The 16,521-nt window shown below is 69.2% G+C and carries 15 protein-coding genes and 1 pseudogene; 11 read left to right on the top strand and 5 right to left on the bottom strand.

Annotation, left to right across the window (positions count from 1 at the left end; all coding sequences use genetic code 11):
- Window positions 1–294: 294 nt before the first annotated feature.
- From infC to metC, 4 genes and pseudogenes are all read left to right on the top strand, one after another.
- Window positions 295–828: a translation initiation factor IF-3 gene (gene infC, locus GVO57_RS01960; protein WP_160591405.1), complete on the top strand. Its 534-nt coding sequence runs from the start codon at window positions 295–297 to the stop codon at window positions 826–828.
- 25 nt (window positions 829–853) lie between these two features.
- Window positions 854–2,377, top strand: a complete 1,524-nt coding sequence (locus GVO57_RS01955) for a cryptochrome/photolyase family protein (protein ID WP_160591403.1) — start codon at window positions 854–856, stop codon at window positions 2,375–2,377.
- 104 nt (window positions 2,378–2,481) lie between these two features.
- Window positions 2,482–3,320 (top strand): annotated as a pseudogene (gene sseA, locus GVO57_RS01950) (3-mercaptopyruvate sulfurtransferase).
- Window positions 3,317–4,537, top strand: a complete 1,221-nt coding sequence (gene metC / locus GVO57_RS01945; protein ID WP_233281432.1) for a cystathionine beta-lyase — start codon at window positions 3,317–3,319, stop codon at window positions 4,535–4,537. Before sseA ends, metC begins: the two are co-directional and overlap by 4 nt.
- Here metC and GVO57_RS01940 read toward each other — a convergent pair.
- Window positions 4,520–4,822, bottom strand: coding sequence for a hypothetical protein (locus tag GVO57_RS01940; RefSeq protein ID WP_160591399.1), 303 nt, complete (start codon window positions 4,820–4,822; stop codon window positions 4,520–4,522). The genes metC and GVO57_RS01940 overlap by 18 nt on opposite strands.
- Before the next feature lie 156 nt (window positions 4,823–4,978).
- Between GVO57_RS01940 and GVO57_RS01935 the strand changes: the two genes are divergently transcribed.
- Window positions 4,979–5,431, top strand: a complete 453-nt coding sequence (locus GVO57_RS01935) for a hypothetical protein (protein WP_160591397.1) — start codon at window positions 4,979–4,981, stop codon at window positions 5,429–5,431.
- Window positions 5,432–5,452: 21 nt separating this feature from the next.
- Here the strand turns inward: GVO57_RS01935 and GVO57_RS01930 are convergent, their stop codons facing one another.
- On the bottom strand, window positions 5,453–5,923 hold the full coding sequence (locus GVO57_RS01930; RefSeq protein WP_160591396.1) for a CHAP domain-containing protein: 471 nt from the start codon (window positions 5,921–5,923) through the stop codon (window positions 5,453–5,455).
- Window positions 5,924–6,161: 238 nt separating this feature from the next.
- Here GVO57_RS01930 and GVO57_RS01925 point away from each other — a divergent pair, with 238 nt between their 5' ends.
- Window positions 6,162–7,100, top strand: coding sequence for a bifunctional riboflavin kinase/FAD synthetase (locus GVO57_RS01925; protein WP_160591394.1), 939 nt, complete (start codon window positions 6,162–6,164; stop codon window positions 7,098–7,100).
- 39 nt (window positions 7,101–7,139) lie between these two features.
- Here the strand turns inward: GVO57_RS01925 and GVO57_RS01920 are convergent, their stop codons facing one another.
- The 3 genes from GVO57_RS01920 to GVO57_RS01910 all read right to left on the bottom strand — a co-directional run bounded on the left by GVO57_RS01920 (window position 7,140) and on the right by GVO57_RS01910 (window position 10,201).
- Window positions 7,140–8,159: a glycosyltransferase family 4 protein gene (locus tag GVO57_RS01920; protein ID WP_160591391.1), complete on the bottom strand. Its 1,020-nt coding sequence runs from the start codon at window positions 8,157–8,159 to the stop codon at window positions 7,140–7,142.
- 5 nt (window positions 8,160–8,164) lie between these two features.
- Window positions 8,165–9,085 carry a UDP-2,3-diacylglucosamine diphosphatase gene (locus GVO57_RS01915; protein ID WP_201752717.1) on the bottom strand — a complete coding sequence of 307 codons (921 nt, stop codon included), beginning with the start codon at window positions 9,083–9,085 and terminating at the stop codon, window positions 8,165–8,167.
- 108 nt (window positions 9,086–9,193) lie between these two features.
- Window positions 9,194–10,201, bottom strand: a complete 1,008-nt coding sequence (locus tag GVO57_RS01910) for an NAD(P)H-quinone oxidoreductase (protein ID WP_233281431.1) — start codon at window positions 10,199–10,201, stop codon at window positions 9,194–9,196.
- A gap of 140 nt (window positions 10,202–10,341) precedes the next feature.
- Between GVO57_RS01910 and GVO57_RS01905 the strand changes: the two genes are divergently transcribed.
- The 5 genes from GVO57_RS01905 to GVO57_RS01885 all read left to right on the top strand — a co-directional run bounded on the left by GVO57_RS01905 (window position 10,342) and on the right by GVO57_RS01885 (window position 16,501).
- Complete coding sequence (locus GVO57_RS01905) at window positions 10,342–10,539, top strand: DUF1192 domain-containing protein (RefSeq protein WP_160591390.1); 198 nt, start codon at window positions 10,342–10,344, stop codon at window positions 10,537–10,539.
- 121 nt (window positions 10,540–10,660) lie between these two features.
- Window positions 10,661–12,979, top strand: a complete 2,319-nt coding sequence (clpA, locus tag GVO57_RS01900; RefSeq protein WP_160591389.1) for an ATP-dependent Clp protease ATP-binding subunit ClpA — start codon at window positions 10,661–10,663, stop codon at window positions 12,977–12,979.
- A gap of 225 nt (window positions 12,980–13,204) precedes the next feature.
- Window positions 13,205–14,467 (top strand): efflux RND transporter periplasmic adaptor subunit, encoded by a 1,263-nt coding sequence (locus GVO57_RS01895; RefSeq protein WP_160591388.1) that lies wholly within the window; start codon window positions 13,205–13,207, stop codon window positions 14,465–14,467.
- Window positions 14,433–15,179, top strand: coding sequence for an ABC transporter ATP-binding protein (locus tag GVO57_RS01890; RefSeq protein WP_233281595.1), 747 nt, complete (start codon window positions 14,433–14,435; stop codon window positions 15,177–15,179). The genes GVO57_RS01895 and GVO57_RS01890 overlap by 35 nt, the downstream gene beginning before the upstream one ends.
- The gene (locus tag GVO57_RS01885; protein ID WP_160591387.1) at window positions 15,176–16,501 is read left to right on the top strand and encodes an ABC transporter permease; all 1,326 of its coding nucleotides are present in this window, start codon (window positions 15,176–15,178) and stop codon (window positions 16,499–16,501) included. The genes GVO57_RS01890 and GVO57_RS01885 overlap by 4 nt, the downstream gene beginning before the upstream one ends.
- Window positions 16,502–16,521: the final 20 nt, after the last annotated feature.

Raw genomic sequence — 16,521 nt, 5'->3', positions numbered from 1 at the left:
GTGTTGTTTGTCGGGAAGAACGGCACCGGCCCGCTCCCCCACCCGGCCTCCCATAGCGTAACCTGCCGTTGGGAGGCCGGGTGGGGGAGCGGGCCGGTGCCGCCCCTGCGCCGCAAGGCGCAGCACAAACAACCGGGAGCGGGCCGGTGCCGCCCCCGCGCCGCATGGCGCAGCACAAACACTCCCGCGCAACAAACACCCCCGCACCGGTCAAAGCCGCTTTCAATGCCCGCCCTGAACCATTAGGTTGGGGCAGTTCGATTGCTCAACAGGAGAAGCTCTATACGTCCTCCCATGATGCGGCGTCCGATGGCGCCCCCGCCGATCAATGGTCCGCGGTACAATGAGTTCATCCAGTCGCCCAAGGTGCGGGTGATTGATGAGAATGGCGAGAATCTCGGCGTGATGTACACGCGCGAGGCGATGGAGCAGGCGCAGAGCGTCGGGCTCGATCTGGTCGAGGTGTCGCCCAACGCCGACCCGCCCGTCGCCAAGTTTCTCGACGTCGGCAAATTCAAGTATGAGGCGCAGAAAAAGGCCAACCTCGCCCGCAAGTCGCAGAAGACGCAGGAGATCAAGGAGATCAAAATGCGTCCGAACATCGACGATCATGATTATGATACGAAGATGAAGAAGATCATCGAGTTCATCGGTGACGGCGACAAGGTGAAGGTGACGCTGCGCTTTCGCGGCCGCGAACTCAGCCATGGCCAGCTCGGCATGATCCTGCTCCAGCGCGTGCAGGGCGATGTCACCGAAATCGCCAAGGTCGAGGCGCATCCGCGCATGGAAGGCCGGCAGATGCTGATGGTGCTGGCGCCCAAGTGAGGCGCGCGGGCCGGGGACCGCGTGGATGACGATTCTGGTTCCCGTGCTCGGCGACCAGCTGTCGGCCGGGCTGTCGGCGCTGCGCGGCGTCGACCCGGCCGATGCCGTCATCCTGATGATGGAGGTGGCGGACGAGACCGTCTATGTCCGCCACCACAAGGCCAAGATCGCCTTTGTCCTGTCGGCGATGCGGCATCATGCCGATGCGCTGCGCGAGGCCGGCTGGCGTGTCGATTATGTCCGCCTCGACGATCCCGACAACAGCGGCAGCCTGACCGGCGAGGTCGCGCGCGCCATCGCCCGTCATGCGCCCGCGCGAATCATCGTCACCCATGCCGGCGAATGGCGGGTGCAGGCGATGATCGATGCTTGGGAAACGCTGTTCGGCCTGTCGGTCGAGATCCGGGGCGATGACCGCTTCATCTGTTCCCCGGCGGCGTTCGCGCGCTGGGCGGACGGGCGCAAGCAGCTGCGGATGGAATATTTCTACCGCGACATGCGCCGCCAGACCGGGCTGCTGATGGATGGCGACGCCCCCGAGGGCGGCCAGTGGAATTACGATCACGACAACCGCAAGCCCGCCTCGGCCGATCTGTTCGTGCCGGTGCCCCATGCCGAAGCGCCCGATTCGGTGACGGCCGAGGTGCTGGCGCTGGTCGCGGCGCGTTTTGCCGATCATCCGGGCCGGATCGACCGTTTCGCCTTTGCGGTGACGCGCACGGGCGCACTTGCCGCCCAGGCGCGGTTTCTGGCCGATGCACTGCCCCGGTTCGGCGACTATCAGGACGCGATGCTCGCCGGGCGGCCCTATCTGTGGCACGCGGTGCTCAGCCCCTATCTGAATGCCGGGCTGCTCGACCCGCTGGAGCTGTGCCGCGCGGTCGAGGCCGAATATCGCGCCGGGCGCGTGCCCCTGAACGCGGCGGAGGGCTTTATCCGTCAGGTGATCGGCTGGCGCGAATATGTGCGCGGCATCTATTGGTGGGCGGGGCCGGATTATGCGCAGCGCAATGCGCTGGGCGCGACGCGGCCGCTGCCCGCTTTCTACTGGACCGGGCGGACCGACATGCGCTGCCTGGCCGAGGCGGTCGGCCAGACGCTCGACCTTGCCTATGCCCATCACATCCAGCGGCTGATGATCACCGGCAATTTCGCGCTGCTGATCGGTGCCGATCCGGTGGCGGTGCATGAATGGTATCTGGCCGTCTATGCCGATGCCTATGAATGGGTGGAGCTGCCCAACACCTTGGGGATGAGCCAGTTTGCCGATGGCGGGCTGCTCGCCTCCAAACCCTATGCGGCATCGGGTGCCTATATCGACCGCATGTCGGATTATTGCGGCGGCTGCCGATACAAGGTGGCGGCCAAGACCGGGCCGGATGCCTGCCCGTTCAACAGCCTTTACTGGCATTTCCTCGACCGCAACCGGCCGGTGCTGGGCGGCAATCCGCGCCTCGCCATGCCCTATCGCAGCTGGGACCGGATGGCGCCCGACCGGCAACGCGGGCTGATCGCCCAGGCCGAGAGCTTTCTTGCCAAGCTCGACTGAGCGGGGGTGTTTTTGTGCGTCACGCCTGAGGTGGCGGCGCATCGCGCTTCCACCCCAGGCGATCAGGCTCTAAGAGCAAAACAGAAAGCACAAGGGAGACGATCATGGACGCGCTTGTTTCGACCGACTGGCTGGAAAAGGAGCTTGGGGCGTTCGATCTGCGCGTCGTCGATGCGACCTGGCTGATGGACGGCGAGGGCGATGCCGCCGCCGCCTATGAGCAGGCGCATATCCCGGGGCCGTGTTCATGGACCTGCGCGAGATCGCCGACAGCTCCACCAGCCTGCCCAACATGCTGCCCCCGGCGGAAAAATTTGCCAGCCGCATGCAGTCGCTGGGGCTGGGCGATGGCAGCCGCATCGTCGTTTACGACCAGTCGCCCTACAAGAGCGCGGCGCGCGCCTGGTGGATGCTGCGCACCTTCGGCGCGCATGACGTGGCGATCCTCGATGGCGGCTTTGCCAAGTGGAAGGCGGAGGTCCGCGCGGTCGAGTCGGGCAAGCCGACGCTGCGCCACCGTCATTTCACCGCCTGGAACGACGCGACGGGCGTGCGCACGCTCGACCAGATGAAGGCCAATATCGGCAGCCGCGCCGAACAGGTTGTCGATGCGCGCGGCGCGACCCGCTTTGCCGGCCAGGCGATCGAGCGGCCGGGCGTTGCGCCGGGCCATATCCCGGGCGCGCGCAACCTGCCTTATGAGCAGCTGTTCAACGCCGACGGCACCTGGAAGACCGGCGACGCGCTGCGCGCCGCCTTTACCGGGGCGGGCGTCGATCTCGACCGGCCGGTCGTCACCAGCTGCGGCTCGGGCATGACCGCGGCGGTGCTGTTCTTCGGGCTGCATCTGCTCGGCAAGACCGACATCGCCCTTTATGACGGCTCGTGGAGCGAATGGGGTGCCGATCCCTCGACTCCCAAGGAAGTCGGCGCGGCGGCGTGAGCGGAGACTCCGGGGCGGGGGACGGGCTTGATCCCGCCACCCGCCTGGTGCTGGCCGGGCGGCGGCCCGAATGGACCGATGCCCTTGTCAACCCGCCGGTGTGGCGCGGTTCGACCGTGCTTTACGGCAGCGTCGCCGAAATGCGCGCGCGCCAGCACGACACGCATCACAAGCTTTATTACGGCCGGCGCGGCACGCCCACGCAATGGGCGCTCGCGGATGCGCTGACCGCGCTGGAGCCGGGGGCGGCGGGAACCCTGCTCTACCCCTCCGGCGTCGCGGCGATCGCGGCGGCGCTGATGAGCGTGCTGTCGGCGGGCGATGAACTGCTGATGGTCGACAGCGCCTATGAGCCGACGCGCAGCCTGTGCGACGGGCTGCTGGCGCGCATGGGCATCGTCACGCGCTATTACGACCCGCTGGTCGGCGGCGGCATTGCCGAACTGATCGGGCCGCGCACCCGTGCGATCTTTCTGGAAAGCCCGGGCAGCCTGACCTTCGAGGTGCAGGACGTGCCCGCCATCGTCGCGGTCGCGCGCGCGCACGGCATCACGACGCTCATCGACAACAGCTGGGCGACGCCGCTGTTCCTGCCCGCGCTGGCGCTGGGGGTCGATCTGTCGATCCTGTCCTGCACCAAATATGTCGTCGGCCATTCGGACGCGCTGCTCGGTTCGGTCACCGCCGCGCCGGGCCGCTGGCAGGCGCTGCGCCAGGCAAGCTATCAGCTTGGCCAGCATGTCGGGCCGGACGATGCCTGGCTGGGGCTGAGGGGGCTGCGCACGCTGGGCGTGCGGCTGGCCGCGCACCGCGACAATGGCCTGCGCGTCGCGCGCTGGCTGGCCGAACAGCCCGAAGTCGCCGCCGTGCTCCATCCGGGCCTGCCCGGCTGTCCGGGGCATGACCTGTTCGCGCGCGATTTCCGGGGCGCGAGCGGCCTGTTCTCGTTCGTGCTGGCGGGCGGCGACGATGCCGCCCGGGTCGCGCTGATCGACGGGCTGAAGCTGTTCGGCATCGGCTATAGCTGGGGCGGCTTTGAAAGCCTGGCCATTCCCGCTGATCCGCAGAGCCTGCGCACGGCGACGCGCTTTGCCGCCGCCGGGCCGCTCGTCCGCCTGCATGTCGGGCTTGAGGATCCCGGCGACCTGATCGCCGATCTCGCCGCCGGGCTGGCGCGCTTCCGCGCGCTCAGGGACGGATCAGCGCACCAGCCGTAACAGCTGGCCGATCTCGCGGTCGAGCGTCTGGGCGAGCAGCCGGGCCGCGGGCGGACGCGCGCTCTGGTCGCGGGTCATCAGCGCCGACATGCCGGCCGCCGCGATCCGCGCCGTCTCGCCGGCCAGCCGGTCGAAGCGCCGCTGCGCGAGGCTGGGCGCGCGCTGATAGCGTTCGCCAATCTGGCCGGGAATCGGCTGGGTCGCGGGCTCGCCGCACATCTGGGCGACCTGCTGGCGGGTCGCGATCAGCCGGTCGAGTGCTGCTTCGGGATCAAGGCTTGCCATGCCGGTGCTCTAGGCGGCCTCAGGCTAAAACAAGGCTAACGCCGCGCTCCGGGCGATGCGGGGAGGGGACGGGGCAAAGCTGAACGCGGCGTTCCGCTGCGGTTCAGCCATGGCCGGGCAGCATCGCCGCCATCAACGCGAGCATGGAGGCGAAGGGTGACACAGTTCAGACATCGCTGGATTGCCGGGCTGCTGCTGCCGGCGGCCCTGATCGGGGCGACCGCGCCGGCCGAGGCGCAGTGGCGCGACCGCTGGCGGCGTGACCGGGGCGATGACCGGGCGGCATTGGCGATCGGCGCAGGCATTGTCGGCCTGGCCGCGGGCGCGGCGCTGGCCTCGTCGCGCGGCGACCGCTGGGACAGATGGGATCGTCGCGACCGGTGGGATCGCTGGGACCGGCGCGACCGCTGGGGCTGGGGCCCCGGCTGGCGCGGCCGCTGGGATCCGCGCTTTGATGGTCCGCGCTGGGCTGGGCCGGGCTGGGCCGGACCAGCTTGGGGCGGGGGCTGGCATGACGGCGGCCGCTGGGGACCGGGCGTGCGCTGCTGGCGCGAGCGGGTCTGGGACGACTGGCGCGGGCGCTGGCGGCGGGTGCGCGTCTGCGGCTGAAATGCTTGGGCGTGCGCTGGATCAGCGCAGCGCGGCGCGCAGGCCGGCACCGCCGGTGTCGGCCTGTGCCACCTGCACGGCCCCGGCGGCGCGCGGGGCGTGGACAAAGCCGTGCGCCGGATAGACGGTTGAGCCGACATCGCCCAGCGACGCATACCAGACCTTGACCTGGCTCCAGTCGCCCGCCGGCGACACGTCGACCACGCGGACATCCTGTTCGACCTGGCCGGGCCGCGACCAGTTTGCGTGGGTGACGGTGATTTCGCGCGCCGAGACGATCCGGCTGACGACGGCGACATGGCCGACGCGCATCCGGCCATGCGGCTTCATCACGAGAACGCTGCCCGCCTCCGGGCGGCTGCCGCGCGCGAACCGGCCCTCGGCCTGCGCCCACCAGCTGCCGGCATTGCCGTAGAGATCGATGCCCGACACCATCCGCGCAAAGGGCGCGCACTGCCAGAACTGCGCCTGAGCGGGCGCAGCGGCTGCCATGGCCGCAAAGAGCGCGATCAGGGCGGCAACAAGCCGGCGGGTGAGGGGAGTCGTCTGCGTCACGAGCCTCTGGCTAGGGACAAAGATTACCCAAATCTTTAGCCGCGCGACGAAATGCGGCAGCAGCGGGACGAGCCGGGAGGCCCTTCCGGTTCGCCGCGCGGACCGTGCAGTTCGTCGCAGCGCCGCGCAGACCGCGCGCTTGGAAGCGGGCAAGCTTGTGACTATAGGCCCGGCCATGGAGCGGCTGGACGGCGGCTCGGCGGTTCCGGCGCAGCTGCGCGGCGGGATTGTCGCGCTCGGCAATTTCGACGGGTTTCACCTCGGGCACCAGGCGGTGGTGGGCCGGGCGGTTGCCCGCGCCCGCGCCGAGGGGCGGCCGGCGCTGGTCGCGACCTTCGATCCCCATCCGGTGCGGTTCTTCAAGCCCGATGCCCCACCCTTCCGCCTGACGACGCTCGACCAGCGGGCAAGGCTTTTTGCCGAGGCGGGCGCGGATGCGATGATCGTGTTCCGTTTCGATGCCGCGCTCGCCGCTCTGTCCGCCGAGGCGTTCATCGCCGAACGGCTGGCCGGCATGCTGGGCGCAGCCGGCGTCGTGACCGGCGGGGATTTCACCTTCGGGCAGGGCCGCGGCGGCAATGTCGAGGTGCTGCGCACGCTCGGCCCCGCTCATGGCATTGCCGCCGAGGCGGTGGCCCCGGTGATGCTGGGCGACGAACCGGTGTCGTCGAGCCGGATTCGTGCCGCGCTCCAGGCCGGTGACTGTGCGGCGGCGGCGCGGCTGCTCACCCGCCCGTTTGCCATTGCCGGCGAGGTCCGCCACGGGGCCAAGCTTGGCCGCACGATCGGCTATCCGACCGCCAATCTGGAGCTGGGTGCCTATTTGCGGCCGCGTTACGGCATCTATGCGGTGCGCGGCCGGCTGCCGGGCGGGCAGCTGGTGGACGGGGCCGCCAATCTCGGCATCCGGCCGAGCTTCGATCCGCCGGTCGAGCTGCTCGAACCCTATTTCTTCGATTTTTCCGGCGATCTCTACGGCCAGACGATCGAGGTCGAACTGATCGCCTATCTGCGGCCCGAGGCGCGGTTCGACAGCCTCGATGCCCTTGTCGCGCATATGGAGCGCGACTGTGCGGAGGCGCGGGCGATCCTGAAGGCGACGCCGGCGGGCTGATTGCGCGCCGCCCGATCCGGCGGCGCCCCCCAAGCCGGCTCAGGCCGCCTCGGCCGCCGCGATCGGGGCGAGCGCCGACAGGAACTGCGCCGCGCTCGCCTCCCATGAAAAACTGCGGCCATAGGCGGCGCAGGCGGTGCGGTCGCGGGTCAGCGCCTCGGCAATCGCCGCGCCCAGATCCTCGCGCATCGCACCCGTCGCCGCGGTCAGCACATCGACCGGGCCGCTCACCGGATAGGCGGCGACCGGCGTGCCGCAGGCCAGCGCCTCGATCATCACCAGCCCGAACGTGTCGGTGCGGCTGGGAAATACCAGCACATCGGCCCCGGCATAGGCCCCGGCGAGTGCGCGGCCGCCGAGCGCCCCCAGAAACAGCGCGTCGGGATAAAGCCGTTCCAGCTCCGCCCGGGCCGGGCCGTCGCCGACCACGACCCGGGTGCCGGGATGGCGGGTGGCGAGGAATGCCGCGATATTCTTTTCAACCGCCACCCGCCCGACATAAAGCTGGATCGGCCGTGCCAGCCCGGCAAAGGCCGGGGGCGGCGGCGCATCGGGGGTGAACTGGGCCAGATCGACCCCCCGGCCCCAATGGCGCAGATGCGCGACGCCGTGCGCGGCGAGCGTGCGGCGGATCGACGGCGTCGACACCAGCACCGCGCGCGCCGGGGCGTGGAACCAGCGGATATAGCGCCAGATCCAGGCGGCGGGCATGCCGGTGCGTTTCTCGACATAGTCGGGAAACTGGGTGTGATAGGCGGTGGTGAAGGGCAGGCCGTGCCTGAGGCACCAGCGCCGCGCGGCAAGGCACAGCGGCCCTTCGGTCGCCAGATGCACGGCGTCCGCGCCGAACCCGGCGATCCGCTGACCGACCGAGCGCGAACTGGCGATCGCCAGCCGGATTTCGGGATAGGTCGGGCAGGGCAGCGATGCGTAGAGATCGGGCGAGATCACCGCGACGCTGTGACCCTGGCGTTCGAGCGTCGCGCGCACCGCCTCCAGCGTCCGCACCACGCCATTGACCTGCGGGGCCCAGGCGTCGGTGACAAGGGCGATGCGCATCGGCCTCAGGCCGCGACCAGTGCCCCGGCCGCAGCCGGAACGGCCTGTTCTGCCTCGGCGGCCTGTGCCGCCTTGCGCCGCTCGACCTCCTCGGCCCAGTGCAGCACCTCCATCCGCCCGTCGAAATGCTCGACCAGAGCGGTGCAGCCCTCCACCCAGTCGCCGTCATTGTAATAATCGACACCGCCGATGCGCCGGATCTCGGCGGTGTGGATATGCCCGCACACCACGCCGTCGACGCCGCGCGCCTCGGCCTCGTGCGCCACCACTTCCTCGAACCGGCCGATGAACTCGACCGCGTTCTTGACCTTGTGCTTGGCGACCTTGGACAGCGACCAGTAAGGCAGGCCCAGCCGGCTGCGGACCGCGTTCACGATCACGTTCAGCCGCATCAGCGTGACATAGGCGGCATCGCCGACATAGGCGAGCCAGCGATGGGCAAGCATCACCGCGTCGAACTCGTCGCCGTGCAGCACCAGCAGCTTGCGCCCATCGGCGGTCTCGTGGATCGCCTTGCGCCGGATCGCCACGCCGCCAAAGCTCAGCCCGGTGAACTGGCGGAACATCTCGTCATGATTGCCGGGGATATAGGTGATCCGCGTGCCGCGCTTGGCGCGCTTCAGGATCCGCCAGACGACGTCATTGTGGCTGGCCGGCCAGTAGAAGCGCTTCTTCATCCGCCAGCCGTCGATGATGTCGCCGACCAGATAGAGCATGTCGGAATCGACATGGTCGAGAAAGTCGATCAGCAGCCGCGCATTGCAGCCGCGCGTGCCGAGATGGATGTCGGAAATCCAGATGGTGCGGAACCGCCGCCGCTCATTGCCCTCCGGCTCCGGATGGGCCGGTGCGGCGATGTGGAAATCGGCCAGATCGAAATCGGCCGTCCCGGCACTGTCCATTGGCACCCGCATCACGGCGTTCATCATCGGCGACCCCCGCATCGGCAGGGCGCCTATGGCCGATCAATATGACATTCCGCCGATCAAGCGGTGACAGGGGCATGACAGGGAGGGGCGCGCCCGGCGCCCCCGTCAGTCGAGCGTCAGCACGATCTTGCCGACATGGTCGCCGTCCTCCATCCGCCGGTGCGCGTCGGCGGCGGCGGCGAGCGGGAAGGTCGAATCGATCACCGGGCGCAGCCGCCCGTCGCGGACATGTGGCCACACCATCCGGTCCAGCTCGTCGGCGACCAGGGTCTTGAACTCGGTGCTGCGCGCGCGCAGCGTCGATCCGGTGATCGTCAGCCGGCGGCGCATCACGTCGAAGATCGGGATTTCGGCGGTCGCGCCGCGCTGGATCGCGATCGACACGTGCCGGCCTTCCTCGGCCAGGCATTTGAGGTTGCGCGGCAGATAATCGCCGCCGACCATGTCGATCACCGCCTGCACGCCCTGGCCGCCGGTCGCCTGCTGCACGGCGGCGACGAAATCGGTGGTGCGATAGTTGATCGCCACATCGGCCCCCAGCGCCCGGGCGCGGTCGCATTTCTCGTCGGACCCGCAGGTGACGATGATCTTCAGCCCGAACAGCCCGGCAAGCGCGATCGCCATCGTGCCGATGCCGCTGGTGCCGCCATGGACGAGCACGGTGTCGCCGTCGCGGGCATAAGCGCGCTCGAACAGATTGACCCAGACGGTGAACAGCGTCTCGGGCATCGCCGCGGCTTCGACCATCGACAGCCCCTCGGGCACGATCAGGCACTGGCCGGCCGGCGCGACCGCATATTGGGCATAGCCGCCGCCCGCGATCAGCGCGCAGACCGGCTGGCCGATCAGCGATTCCTCGGCCAGCCCGTGCGCGGCGACCACCTCGCCCGCGACTTCAAGGCCGGGGATGGTCGGCGCGCCCGGCGGCGGCGGATAGGCCCCCTGGCGCTGGACGATGTCGGGCCGGTTCACGCCTGCCGCGGCAACCCGGATCAGCACCTCGCCCGGCCCGGGCACCGGCACCGGCCGCTCGACAGGGGTCAGCACCTCGGGCCCGCCCGGCATGGCCGGATCGATGGCGATCATGGTGGTCGGCAGGGCCTTAGTCATCATGTTCGGAACAGTCATCGCGCCTTCCCTAGCGGGGACAGGACGACAAGTCAGCCGCTTGCGTGCAACCTTTGCTCCCACAGCGGGACGGATGCTGCCACCCCCGTGTTGACTCCGGCCGCGCCGCGCGCGACGCTCCCGCCATGGATGACGAACCTGCCTCCCACCTGCCGCGCGGCGGGCCGCTGGCGGCGGTCCTGGCCGAGGATCTGGGGCCGCTCTCCGTCGACGAGCTTGAAGCGCGGATCACCGCGCTCGAGGGCGAGATTGCCCGCGTCCGCGCACAAATAACCCGCCGGATTAATCACCGTGCAAGCGCCGATGCGCTATTTAGGAAATAAGGGCGGGACCGCGCCGCGCGTCTGCCCGTCGGGCCTTTTACGGACTTGCACCGCGCCCCCCGAGCGCCAACATCGTCGACAGAGCGGCAACGGGCTTCCGCCCGCCGCAGGAGTGAGTTGAATGCCGTCTTTTGCACCCGCGCTCGAAACCACCCTCCACAAGGCGCTGACCCATGCATCGGGCCGCCGGCACGAATATGCGACGCTTGAGCATCTGCTGCTCGCGCTCACCGACGATGTCGACGCCTCGAAAGTCATGGTCGCCTGCGGCGTCGATCTGGGCGAACTGAAAGACGCGGTCACCCGCTATCTCGACACCGAGCTTGAGGCGCTGCGCGTCGAGGGCGAGACCGATCCGTCGCCGACGAGCGGCTTCCAGCGCGTCGTCCAGCGCGCGATCCTGCACGTCCAGTCGTCGGGCCGCGAGGAAGTGACCGGCGCGAACGTGCTCGTCGCGCTGTTTTCCGAACGCGAATCCTATGCCGTCTATTTCCTGCAGCAGCAGGACATGAGCCGGCTGGATGCGGTCAGCTTCATCAGCCACGGCGTCGGCAAGGGCGGCCAGCCGTCCGAGCCGCGCGAGGTCAAGGGCGCGGAAGAGGAAAAGCCCGCCAAGACCGAAGGCAAGCAGAAGAACGAGAGCGCGCTCAAGCAGTTCTGCGTCAACCTCAATGAAAAGGCGCGCGACGGCAAGGTCGACCCGCTGATCGGCCGCGGGCCGGAGGTCGACCGCACGATCCAGATCCTGTGCCGCCGGTCGAAGAACAACCCGCTTTATGTGGGCGATCCGGGCGTCGGCAAGACGGCGATCGCCGAGGGGCTGGCGCGCAAGATCATCGAGGGCGATGTGCCCGACGTGCTCGCCAATGCGGTCATCTATGCGCTCGACATGGGGGCGCTGCTCGCCGGCACCCGCTATCGCGGCGATTTCGAGGAGCGGCTGAAGGCCGTCGTCTCCGAACTCGAAAAAATGCCGCACGCGATCCTGTTCATCGATGAAATCCACACGGTGATCGGAGCCGGGGCGACCTCGGGCGGGGCGATGGATGCGTCCAACCTGCTCAAGCCCGCGCTGTCGGGCGGGCAGATCCGCTGCATCGGCTCGACCACCTACAAGGAGTTCCGCAACCATTTCGAAAAGGATCGCGCGCTGCTGCGCCGGTTCCAGAAGATCGACGTCAACGAACCGACGATCGAGGACACGATCAAGATCCTTTCCGGGCTGCGGACCGCGTTCGAGACGCATCATTCGGTCAAATACACGCCCGATGCGATCAAGTCGGCGGTCGAGCTGTCGGCGCGCTACATCAACGACCGCAAGCTGCCCGACAAGGCGATCGACGTGATCGACGAGGTGGGCGCGATGCAGATGCTGGTCGCGCCGGGCAAGCGCAAGAAGGTGATCACCCCGCGCGAGATCGAGGCGGTGATCGCGACGATGGCGCGCATCCCCCCGAAATCGGTGTCGTCGGATGACAAGAAGACGCTGGAAAGCCTGGAAACCGACCTCAAGCGGGTCGTGTTCGGCCAGGATCTGGCGATCGAGAAGCTCGCCTCGGCGATCAAGCTCAGCCGTGCGGGGCTGCGCGATCCCGACAAGCCGATCGGCAATTATCTGTTCACCGGCCCGACCGGCGTCGGCAAGACCGAGGTGGCGCGTCAGCTGGCGACGATCCTCGGCATCCCGCTGCAGCGATTCGACATGTCGGAATATATGGAGCGCCATTCGGTCAGCCGGCTGATCGGCGCGCCGCCGGGCTATGTCGGCTATGATCAGGGCGGCCTGCTCACCGATGCGGTCGACCAGCAGCCGCACTGCGTGCTGCTGCTCGACGAGATCGAAAAGGCGCATCCGGACCTGTACAACATCCTGTTGCAGGTTATGGACAATGGCAAGCTGACCGATCACCATGGCAAGACCGTTGATTTCCGCAACGTCATCCTGATCATGACGACCAATGCGGGCGCCGCCGACATGGCGCGCGAGGCGGTCGGCTTCGGCGCCGTCACCCGCGAGGGCGAGGACGAGGAAGCGGTCAAGCGTATGTTCACGCCGGAGTTCCGCAACCGGCTCGATGCCATCGTGCCGTTCGGCTATCTGCCGCCCGAAGTGGTCGCGCGCGTCGTCGACAAGTTCATCCTGCAGCTCGAACTGCAGCTGGCCGACCGCGAGGTGCATATCGATCTGGATGCCGAGGCCAAGGCATGGCTGACCGCGCGTGGCTATGACAAGCTTTACGGCGCGCGGCCGATGGGCCGGCTGATCCAGGAGAAGGTCAAGCAGCCGCTGGCCGAGGAGCTGCTGTTCGGCAAGCTCGTGCATGGCGGCGAGGTGAAGGTGCATCTGAAGGACGATGCGCTCGCCTTCCAGATCACGCCTGCCGCGCCCAAGCGGCCGAAAAAGAAGGGCGGGCAGGCCAGGGCCGACGTCAAGGCCTGACGCGCGCCGATCGCCGGCCTCCGGGCCGGCCCAGGACAAAAGGGCGGCACCGGAGCGATCCGGTGCCGCCTTTTTTGTCGCAGACCCCTTTGTCGGCGGCTCTTTCGCCGGAGACTGGCGTCATTGTGGATGTTTTTGCACCCCTCGCCCCGGATCGTCGCGCGGCCATGGCTGGCGCGCCGCCCGGCGACCGGTTAGCAAGGCCTGAGCAAAGGGGGGATGTCGATGCTGTCACGTTTGCGCGGCTGGGTCCGGGCGCATCCGGTCATAGGCGCGCTGGTGCTTATCGGGATCATCCTCATCGGCTGGTCGGTGCTGCGGCCGCGCAGCCGGGCCTATGCCTATGTCACCGAACCGGTGGCGCGCGGCGATGTCGTCCGCCGCGTAACGGCAAGCGGCCGGATCCGCGCGCTCAACACCTTCAAGGTCGGGGCGGAGATTTCCGGCCAGATCCTCGCCGTCCATGTCGATTTCAACACGCCGGTCGCCGCCGGCCAGCTGCTCGCCGAAATCGACCCCACCCGCCCGCGCGCGCGCGTCGCCCAGGCGGAGGCGGCGGTCGCCTCGGCCGAAGCGGCGCTCGCCCAGGCTGAGGCCGGCTTTGCCCGCGCCCAGACCGATATCGCCGTGCAGGACCGGGATTTCGCCCGGCGTCAGGCGCTGGCCGGGCGCGGTTTCCTGTCGCGCGCCGATCTCGATGGCGCGGAAAATGCCCGTGCCGCCGCCCGCGCCGGCCTGCAGACCGGTCGTGCCCAGATCGCCAGCGCCCGCGCCCAGATCGCCCAGGCCCGGGCCGAGCTGAGCGCCGCCCGGCTCGATCTGGCCCGCACGCGCATCGTCGCGCCGGCGGCGGGCGTCGTCATCAACCGGCTGGTCGATCCCGGCGCGACCGTCGCCGCCAGCTTCCAGACCCCCAATCTGTTCGAAATCGCCGCCGACACCAACCGGATGCAGGTCGAGGCCGCAGTCGACGAGGCCGATATCGGCCAGGTGCGCGAGGGGCAGAGCGTCACCTTCACCGTCGACAGCTATCCGGGCGAACGCTTTGCCGCGACCGTCCGCCAGATCCGCAAGGCGCCGAGCGAGGCGCAGAATGTCATCAGCTATGCAGTCGTGATCGATGTCGACAACCGCGCCGGCAAGCTGCTGCCGGGCATGACCGCCAATGTCGAGATCGTGACCGGGCTGCGCCGCCAGGTGCTGCGCGCCCCGGCGGCGGCGCTGCGTTTCCGCCCGCGCGCCGAGGACCGGGGCACGGCGCGGCCGCCATCGGGCACCATCGTCTGGGTGGCGGGCGAGGATGCCTATCGCCCGTCGCCGCGCCGCGTGACGCTTGGCCTGCAGGGTGAGGACCAGGTCGAGATCGTGACCGGCCTGAGGCCCGGCGAGCGGGTGCTGGTCCGCAGCCGCTCGACCGCGCGCCCGCGCAGCGCCGGGGAGGACGGCGCGCGTGATGCAGGCGACGGGGATGGCGGCGATGACGGCTGATCGCGCCGCGCCGCCGCTCGTCGAGGCGCGCGCGCTGGTCAAGGAATACCGGCTGGGGGGCGAGACGCTGCGCGCGGTCGCCGGCGTGTCGGTGACGATCGCGCGCGGCGAGTTCGTCGCCATCATGGGGGCGAGCGGATCGGGCAAATCCACCTTCATGAACATGGTCGGCGCGCTCGATGTGCCGACATCGGGCCAGATGCTGATCGACGGCGTCGATCTGGGGCAGCTCGACAATGATGCGCTGGCGGCGCTTCGGAACCGCAAGATCGGCTTTGTCTTCCAGCAGTTCAACCTGCTGGCGCGCACCACCGCGCTCGACAATGTCGCGACGCCGCTGATCTATGCTGGGCTGGGCCAGGCCGAACGCCGGGCGCGGGCGCGCGTCGCGCTCGAGGCGATGGGGCTGGGCGAGCGGCTGATGCACACCCCTGCCAAGCTGTCGGGCGGCCAGCAGCAGCGCGTCGCCATCGCCCGCGCGCTCGTCACCGATCCGCTGATGATCCTGGCCGACGAGCCGACCGGCGCTCTCGACAGCGCGACGTCCGAGGACATTATGGGGATTTTCCAGCGGCTGAACGATGCCGGCAAGACCGTCATCCTCGTCACCCACGAGCCGGACATCGCCGCCTATGCCGCGCGCCGGCTGGTGTTCCGCGACGGCCAGGTGATCGAGGATCTGCCGGTCGCCGAGCGGCGGCGCGCGGAATGAGCGGGAGCGATGCGATGACGGGTGCGGCACCGGCAGACGCGATGATCGCAGGCGGCACCCCGGCACCGGCCGGCGCGGCGGCGCGGATCGCGCGCATCGCCGGCGGCTGGGGGGTCAATATCGCGATCGCGCTGACGGCGCTGCGCACCAACATGCTGCGTTCGCTGCTCACCTCGCTCGGCGTGATGATCGGGGTGCTGTCGGTCGTGCTCGCGGTCGCGGTGGGTGAAGGCGCGCGCCTGTCGGTCATGGATTCGATCTCGACCCTCGGGTCCAACATGGCGATCGTGCTGCCCCAGCCGGAAAACCGCGGCGGGCGGCGCGTGTCGGACCGCGGCCGGCTCACCGAACGCGATGCCCGCGCGGTGCTGCGCAGCGTCGCCGGCGTCACCGCCATCGCGCCGCAGCTGCGCTCGACCGTCCAGCTCGTCTCGGGCGGGCGCAACACCAGCACCACGGCCATCGGCATGACCCCCGATTATGGCCGGATCACCGGGCTGGATGTCGCCCAGGGCCGGTTCGTGCAGGATGCCGATGTGCGCACCGCCGCGCGCGTCACCGTGATCGGGCCGACGGTTGCCGGGCGGCTGTTCGGCGATCTCGACCCGGTCGGCCAGACGGTCAGGATCAGCCGCGTGCCCTTCACCGTCATCGGCGTGCTCGAAAGCAAGGGGTCGAGCTTTGGCCAGGACAATGACGATCTGGTGCTGGTGCCGCTGACCACCGCGCGTCAGCGTTTCGCCTCCAACCTGCCCGGGGCCGATGATCTGGCGGTGCTGTTCGTCGGTTTCGAGGACGGGGTCGATCTGGCCGATGCCAAGCGCCGGCTGACCCGGCTGCTGCGCCAGCGCAACAATATCGGGCGCGGCGAGATGAACCCGTTCACGATCAACACCACCGCCGAGTTCATGGAGGCATCGGCCACCGTCACCGCCGTGTTCCAGGCGGTGCTGGTTGCCATCGCGTCGATCTCGCTGCTGGTCGGCGGAATCGGCATCATGAACATCATGCTCGTCTCGGTGACCGAACGGACGCGCGAGATCGGCCTGCGCATGGCGCTTGGCGCGCGGCGCAGCGACATCCGCAACCAGTTTCTGGTCGAGGCGGCGGTGCTGTGCGTGATCGGCGGCACCGCCGGGCTGGCGCTTGCCTATGGCTGTGCGGCGCTGTTCGAGCGGCTGGCCGATTTCCCGGCGCCGATCGGGCTGGGGACGGCGCTGCTCGCCATCCTGTTCGCCGGGGGCATCGGGCTGGTGTTCGGCGGCTATCCGGCGATCCGCGCGTCACGCCTGTCGCCGATCGACGCGCTGCGCAGCGAATAGCGCCGGGCGGGGCCTGGCTA

This window comes from Sphingomonas changnyeongensis, from assembly GCF_009913435.1.
Taxonomy (GTDB): domain Bacteria; phylum Pseudomonadota; class Alphaproteobacteria; order Sphingomonadales; family Sphingomonadaceae; genus Sphingomonas_B; species Sphingomonas_B changnyeongensis.
This window is presented reverse-complemented; position numbering and strand designations above follow the sequence as displayed.

What these genes read in the sequence shown, in the direction of transcription:
- infC (WP_160591405.1), top strand. Translation starts at nt 295, where the DNA reads ATGATGCGGCGTCCGATGGCGCCCCCGCCGATCAATGGTCCGCGGTAC.
- GVO57_RS01955 (WP_160591403.1), top strand. Translation starts at nt 854, where the DNA reads ATGACGATTCTGGTTCCCGTGCTCGGCGACCAGCTGTCGGCCGGGCTG.
- GVO57_RS01940 (WP_160591399.1), bottom strand. Translation starts at nt 4,822, where the DNA reads ATGGCAAGCCTTGATCCCGAAGCAGCACTCGACCGGCTGATCGCGACC.
- GVO57_RS01930 (WP_160591396.1), bottom strand. Translation starts at nt 5,923, where the DNA reads ATGGCAGCCGCTGCGCCCGCTCAGGCGCAGTTCTGGCAGTGCGCGCCC.
- GVO57_RS01925 (WP_160591394.1), top strand. Translation starts at nt 6,162, where the DNA reads ATGGAGCGGCTGGACGGCGGCTCGGCGGTTCCGGCGCAGCTGCGCGGC.
- GVO57_RS01920 (WP_160591391.1), bottom strand. Translation starts at nt 8,159, where the DNA reads ATGCGCATCGCCCTTGTCACCGACGCCTGGGCCCCGCAGGTCAATGGC.
- GVO57_RS01915 (WP_201752717.1), bottom strand. Translation starts at nt 9,085, where the DNA reads ATGAACGCCGTGATGCGGGTGCCAATGGACAGTGCCGGGACGGCCGAT.
- GVO57_RS01910 (WP_233281431.1), bottom strand. Translation starts at nt 10,201, where the DNA reads ATGATGACTAAGGCCCTGCCGACCACCATGATCGCCATCGATCCGGCC.
- GVO57_RS01905 (WP_160591390.1), top strand. Translation starts at nt 10,342, where the DNA reads ATGGATGACGAACCTGCCTCCCACCTGCCGCGCGGCGGGCCGCTGGCG.
- clpA (WP_160591389.1), top strand. Translation starts at nt 10,661, where the DNA reads ATGCCGTCTTTTGCACCCGCGCTCGAAACCACCCTCCACAAGGCGCTG.
- GVO57_RS01895 (WP_160591388.1), top strand. Translation starts at nt 13,205, where the DNA reads ATGCTGTCACGTTTGCGCGGCTGGGTCCGGGCGCATCCGGTCATAGGC.
- GVO57_RS01890 (WP_233281595.1), top strand. Translation starts at nt 14,433, where the DNA reads ATGCAGGCGACGGGGATGGCGGCGATGACGGCTGATCGCGCCGCGCCG.
- GVO57_RS01885 (WP_160591387.1), top strand. Translation starts at nt 15,176, where the DNA reads ATGAGCGGGAGCGATGCGATGACGGGTGCGGCACCGGCAGACGCGATG.